Consider the following 6,118-nt stretch of genomic DNA (forward strand, 5'->3'; position numbering starts at 1 on the left):
AAAATTTCTATTTTCATTCACCTACTTATATAGTCTTCTTTAATTTTCAGGAGTGGACCAGTGCACAATATGAAGGGAATCAACTCTTATTATAGAGAGTTGACAGAAGACGACATAAATAATAGGGCCCATAGAGCATTCGTTGGCGGGATGTGGGAAGAAATCGGAAAATTGCAGTTTGATTTTATGCTCAAATCAGGTCTGCAACCCGAGCATAAGCTACTTGATCTTGGCTGTGGATGCTTGCGAGGTGGTTTGCACTTTATAAACTATCTTGAAGAACAACATTACTATGGCCTCGATATAAATAACTCTCTTATAAATGCAGGCAAGATAGAGATACAAGAAGCAGGACTGACCCACAAAAGCCCAAATCTACTTGTAGATGACTCATTTCTCATAGAAAGATTTGGCCAGAAGTTTGACTTTATGATATCGATATCCCTGTTTACCCATCTTCCTTTGGAACTAATTCATAAATGTCTATCTGAAGTCAGGAAAAATCTAAAGCCTGATGGCATCTATTATGCTACCTTTTTCCTAGCGCCAGCATCCTCACACACAGAAGATATCAGGCAAGAGCCAGGCGGTATCGTGACGAAGTACAACTCTGATCCATTTCACTATTCTGTTGATGAGATAGCCAGCGTTGCAGAATCTGCTGGCCTTAATTTCACTATGTATGGCGATTGGCAACATCCCAGAAATCAGAAAATGGCTAGTTTTCGCCTAAGAAACTAGCTCTGACATATAATGGTGAGTGTTGGCGACGCAACTCATCGAATGACTATTGCATACGGCCAACGTCAGTATTATATCCGTATCTTTTCTATATCAATCTACACCATTGAGACATCTCCTTTACTTCGATATTCGCAAGTAGAAATTATTATTTTCTTTTTGAGGCTGCATTTTATCGAAGACACCTAATGCAATAATCCATTATTAATTATTATTTTCTCAGGCTTTGAGGTTCAAAGATGGTAAAGAAAAACACCATTGCGCTCCATAGTCTCGGTAAGTCTTTTGTGGGCCCGATTTTAGTTTCTTATGTTACTGCAATTGCCAGAAAAACGTCTGATTATCCATTTAAGCTATTTGCGTTGGCCCGCGAAGGATATTACCTTCAGCAGGCGCTTAAAGCAGTCAATATAGATAGTACCTATCTTCTAGCATCACGCACATTTCTTTTCAGGATATGCATCCATTTGCCTGACTCCTGGCAGTGGTCACTTGCTGGACAATACGAAGGAACAGTTGGGTCGTTTCTGCAAGATCGGTTTGGTTTCACTCAACAAACACTTTCTCTGATTTTCGATGAGACTCTACTGGAAGATAGATTTGATCTATCCAGCAGCTCAGACCTGCAGGCAATGGAAGCGTTTCTGGAAGACAATCTTGAACTGCTCCGTGAGCAGACTGGTCCGAGTCGTGAAGCTTATCTTGCTTATCTGCAACACGTTGGCTTTATGGACTCGCTGTACACCCCTTTACTGCTTGATCTTGGGTACTCAGGTACTATTCAAAAACTCCTCACTTTACTCACCGCACAGCATACTGAGGGGTTTTACGTTATCGCGACTAAGCCAGGCACGAGCCTGGTGGCAGGAAAAGAGGTCACGATGCAAGGTTGCTTGAAAGAAGGCGTGAAGCTAGGTGATGGTTATCTTATGCTGGATCGCTCGATGTTTGTCGAATGCTTACTCACTTCTCCTAATGGGCAGTTTGTTGACATCGACCAGCTGGGTGGCACAGAAGAAATGCCCTTTACCTTCTATTACGGCAGAGAAACCAATGCGCAGCGCTATTTCTCCGATCTGGAGCTCGTCATGCAAGGTGCCCTGTCACATGTTGCGCACTGTTATAACCATGGCATAGTCTACACTGCCGAAGAGGTGGAGCAGCTTTTTAAACCCTTTGTGACCCAACGAAATATGTTACCTAAGAATAGCTGGCACCTTTTTCTTGCTGATGACAGCATTTCTGGTAACGACTTTATTAACCCAATGCAGTTTTTCTGCCTCTAAGTCCTCCAGGTTGCAATCAATCTCATGAAAATCCCCTTCAAGAAGCAGCTTAAACGGATCATTAAGGGCAGCCGTGACCCTCAACGTTCATACCGTGCAGGTATCCTTGCAAGTGCACTGCGAGGAGGTTTATTCGATCCGGCCTGGTACAAAGATACATACAAGCTTGAAACCGATGATCTGGAGCAGTTATTTAGCGACTACTTCAGGAAGTCCAGCTTTGCCAACGTCAACCCTTCTCCTAGTTTTGACAGCGAGACTTATCACAAGCTCCATACAGATGTTTACCATCTTGGTTTATGCCCTCTCGCCCACTACCTTGAACATGGCCAACGAGAAGGCCGGATGGCTACACCTGCTACCAATAAGTGGAGCCCTTCCAGCGAACTGAAAGCATCTACAGCCCTTACAGAGAGTGCTAAAGAGCAGAAGGTTGCTGTACATCTGCACATCTTTTATGAAGACTTCATAGAGCGCTTTTATCATACGCTGGTGCAATTTCCTGTTGAGTTCGACCTACTGCTGACACTCTCCAAACCGGAGTATATCGAGCTTGCCAAAGCGCGCTTTGGCAAGCTCAAAAATGTCAAACAGATTGATACGGCTGTTGTGCCCAACAGAGGGCGTAACTTCGGCCCGCTGCTGGTGGAGTACGGTAGTAAGTTGCAGGAGTATGATCTGTTCTGTCACTTACACTCCAAGAAGTCTTTGTACTCTGGCAAAGAGCAGACCCAGTGGTCTGACTATCAGAACGAGTTCATTCTGAAAGACCCCTCAGTCACCACCCGCCTGCTCAATATGTTCAGCGACCATCCTGAACTTGGTCTGTACTACCCTACTTCGTTCTGGATGATGCCGAGCTGGGTCAATCACTGGACGTGTAATAAGGGATTTGCCCAGCCATTTCTAGATGAATGGCAAGTACAGATGCAGAGTGATTTCCTGCCGTATCCTGTAGGCGGTATGTTTTGGGCAAGGCCCAAGGCTTTGCAACAGTTGTTAAGCAAGCGCTTCAGCTATGAAGACTTCCCTGCTGAGCCCCTGCCTAATGACGGCTCCATGTTACATGCTATCGAACGGCTGCTGGGCGTTCTTACCGAGCACAATGGCTTTGAACAGTTCTTCTACTATCCACCTACCGGGCAGTTCACTCAGGATTCCAGCTATATCTACATGAACTACAACCAGTCACTGGAATCCGTCAGCAGCGCGATCCATGCATATCATGCGGTTTCCTTTGACGTTTTCGACACCTTGGTGCGGCGTGAATTTTCTGAACCAGATTACGCAAAGTTACTCCTAGGAAAGTCACTGGCAGAACAAGGTGTCGTCAATGACGCACAAACTTTTGTCAGGCTGCGCAACGAAACAGAATTCGAACTTCGTAAAGAGTCCAGTTTTCAGGGTGATATCAGTATTGAAGCCATTTATCGGCGTATCGCCAGCTCACTAAACGTACCTGAATCGAAAGCAGATGAATGGATGTGGCAGGAGTTCTCCCACGATCTGGCTATGATTCAACCCAAAAATGAGATGGTTGAGCTGTTTAATCAGCTGTCACAAAGTGAGAAAAACCTATTTATTATTTCTGACACCTACTATACGCCCCACCAAATTGAGAAAATGCTACGCAAAGTCGGCATTCATGGCCGTTATCAATTGCTGGTTTCGAGCGAAGAGCAGAAGCGTAAAGATAATGGAACTATGTGGCGGTATATGAAGGAGCAAGTAACGGAGAAAAAAATCTCCTCGCTAATTCATATCGGCGACAACGTTCGTGCAGATGCACAGATACCCGGCGACCTTGGTTTTAGTACATTCCATATTCTTCACCCCAACGACAAATGGCTGGCTTGCGGTTTCCCTGATGTAATTAGCTCCGCAGAGAAATTGAATGAGCTTCACATTCTCAAGTGGGGCAGCATGATTAGTGATAATGGCCGCTATCCGTTGATTGGCGGATAAATAGTTTATTAATTGAGTTATAATCGTGAAATTTGATACACTTTATCTACATGTAGGCTGGTCTAAAACTGGCACATCTGCAATTCAGTCTGCCTTGCAGAACAATAAAGACTTACTTCTAGAAAAAGGCATTCTTTATCCACAAAGTATTAAGTGGAATGATCACTCTCATCACCATTTTGCCTTTGCATTTAAGAAAATACATGGCTACCAGCCAGAGTATGATATTGACCAAGCAATTTCTTTATTAGAGGAAGAGCTAGAGAGCTCTGACTCCAAAAATGCAATAATCTCTTCAGAGCTATCACCAGTATATTTTAACAATGAAAAATTCTTGAGATTTTATACAAAGAACTTTAAGCAAGCGAAGATAATATTAACTGTCAGACAACAGTCAGAACTACTTATTTCACTTTTTAATCAGTTAATAAAAGATCCTAACGTAAGATATGGTTCAACGTTATTTACACTTGCATTCAGCAATGCCGCTTGGCTCAACTATGCTCAAGGTGCAGATAGATGGGCACAACATGTAGGAAAAGAGAATATAATAGCTATTCGTTACAGCGATCACGTCGTAGACGATTTTTTTAATATATTCAAAATCGATTCTATACAAAATGAATCAAGCAGCAGTATTATCAACCCTTCACTGCCAACTAGAGCACTTGCAGTCATACAGCATCGCTGCAGGCAAGCAGCTAATCCTGTTGAGTATGCTAAAATGCGGGATAATATTTTATCTATCATTCCAAATATTCCAACTGAACACGACAGATATTTTCTATTTACACCTGCGGAGCAGAAAGCGTTCGATGACTTTTTTGTCGGCAGCAACAATCGTCTGGCCAAGGAATATATGAATGAGCCAACGCTTTTTTCAGGGAAAAAGTATAAGCCTGTCGGAATGATTCCGCCTGGCTTTAGAATTGAGGATTACATTAAATGAGCCTTCAAGCCAAGCTTCTTCCCAACATCAAGCTGGTCGCCGTTGCTAAAGACGAAGCGCCTTATCTAGCAGATTGGATCTTCCATCATCTTTATTTTGGTTTCTCAGCAATCGATATACATATCAACAGAACTACTGATAACTCGGAAGAGATTTTAAGAAGCATAAGAAGTAGATTTCCATCTGTTAATTTTTATTATAATGATTGGGTTGATCAAGTAAGTGATGCTGTAAGCACTAAAATCCAACAGATAAGTTATGCTCAGAGTTTTCATAATAACAAAAATCACTATGATTACATTTTATTTTTGGATATTGACGAATATTGGACACCAAAAGACTTCGAGACACCAATAACATCTCATCTACAGCATCTTGGAAAGAACTTACCAGTTGCATACGAATGGTTATGTGAATTTGGAAGTAATGATAACTTCACCTCACTACAAAGTGAGTTTAAATGTTTTCAAAATGGACTCGTCAAGACTTTGCTTCCCAGCAATACTGAAATTAAATTTTTCAGATGCCATGTTCCAGTTTACGCCAAGCCGACTACAACACTTCTTGCAAATGGTAATGAGTTCATACCTGAGTCTAACAACCCGCAAATACTTCAAAGATCAAAGGTATCAGTAAAAGATGCCTACATAATACACAGAATGTTTAGATCTGAGCTGGAGTATCTTTCATCACTATACCGAGGTAATCCTGAAAACAACTCACTACTGAAGCTTAATCGGCAAGGAGGATTTGAACGAGATAGACACGATTCTATTAACGTTATGCTACCTGCAGAAGCATTTGAAAAATACAGTCTAGAGCGAGAGCGATTCATTAAGCTTTTGTCTTTAGATCATCTCATAACGTCTGCTCAAGAAATGGTCACAAGCCGAGCGCAGAAATCTATTGACGAGATACCAAAAAGCTTAGCTGTTAGTCGAAACCAAACCTATGCAGTATTAAAAGGCATTAACGATATACGCGTGAAAGACAAAATCACCGCGTTTGAGGCTTCCATTCAACTAACGCCAAATCAAATTGACGAAAAGAGTGAAGAAAGAAGTTTCGCGAGTGAAATAAAGAACAAGATCAAGAATAAGCTTTTTAGCTAAACTCTTCATATTGAAAAGGGGATGTGGCCGCATAGATTTTGCGGCTCTGCTCTCTGCTCTCTGCT

At 42.1% G+C, this 6,118-nt stretch carries 5 protein-coding genes; all 5 read left to right on the top strand.

The window, feature by feature from the left end; translation table 11 throughout:
• The first annotated feature begins 69 nt into the window (after positions 1–69).
• Positions 70–741: a class I SAM-dependent methyltransferase gene (locus WH50_RS07205; protein ID WP_110186701.1), complete on the top strand. Its 672-nt coding sequence runs from the start codon at positions 70–72 to the stop codon at positions 739–741.
• Positions 742–980: 239 nt separating this feature from the next.
• Complete coding sequence (locus tag WH50_RS07210) at positions 981–2,027, top strand: HAD family hydrolase (RefSeq protein WP_110186702.1); 1,047 nt, start codon at positions 981–983, stop codon at positions 2,025–2,027.
• Positions 2,028–2,051: 24 nt separating this feature from the next.
• A complete protein-coding gene (locus WH50_RS07215; protein ID WP_110186703.1) occupies positions 2,052–3,992 on the top strand; it encodes a rhamnan synthesis F family protein in 1,941 nt (646 codons plus the stop codon).
• Between the two features lie 25 nt (positions 3,993–4,017).
• Complete coding sequence (locus WH50_RS07220) at positions 4,018–4,941, top strand: sulfotransferase domain-containing protein (RefSeq protein WP_165838341.1); 924 nt, start codon at positions 4,018–4,020, stop codon at positions 4,939–4,941.
• Positions 4,938–6,053, top strand: a complete 1,116-nt coding sequence (locus tag WH50_RS07225; protein ID WP_110186705.1) for a glycosyltransferase family 2 protein — start codon at positions 4,938–4,940, stop codon at positions 6,051–6,053. Before WH50_RS07220 ends, WH50_RS07225 begins: the two co-directional genes overlap by 4 nt.
• Positions 6,054–6,118: the final 65 nt, after the last annotated feature.

Source organism: Pokkaliibacter plantistimulans, from assembly GCF_003194385.1.
GTDB lineage: Bacteria > Pseudomonadota > Gammaproteobacteria > Pseudomonadales > Balneatricaceae > Pokkaliibacter > Pokkaliibacter plantistimulans.

Coding starts and splice junctions, on each gene's coding strand:
- WH50_RS07225 (WP_110186705.1), top strand. CDS start 4,938: ATGAGCCTTCAAGCCAAGCTTCTTCCCAACATCAAGCTGGTCGCCGTT.
- WH50_RS07215 (WP_110186703.1), top strand. CDS start 2,052: ATGAAAATCCCCTTCAAGAAGCAGCTTAAACGGATCATTAAGGGCAGC.
- WH50_RS07205 (WP_110186701.1), top strand. CDS start 70: ATGAAGGGAATCAACTCTTATTATAGAGAGTTGACAGAAGACGACATA.
- WH50_RS07210 (WP_110186702.1), top strand. CDS start 981: ATGGTAAAGAAAAACACCATTGCGCTCCATAGTCTCGGTAAGTCTTTT.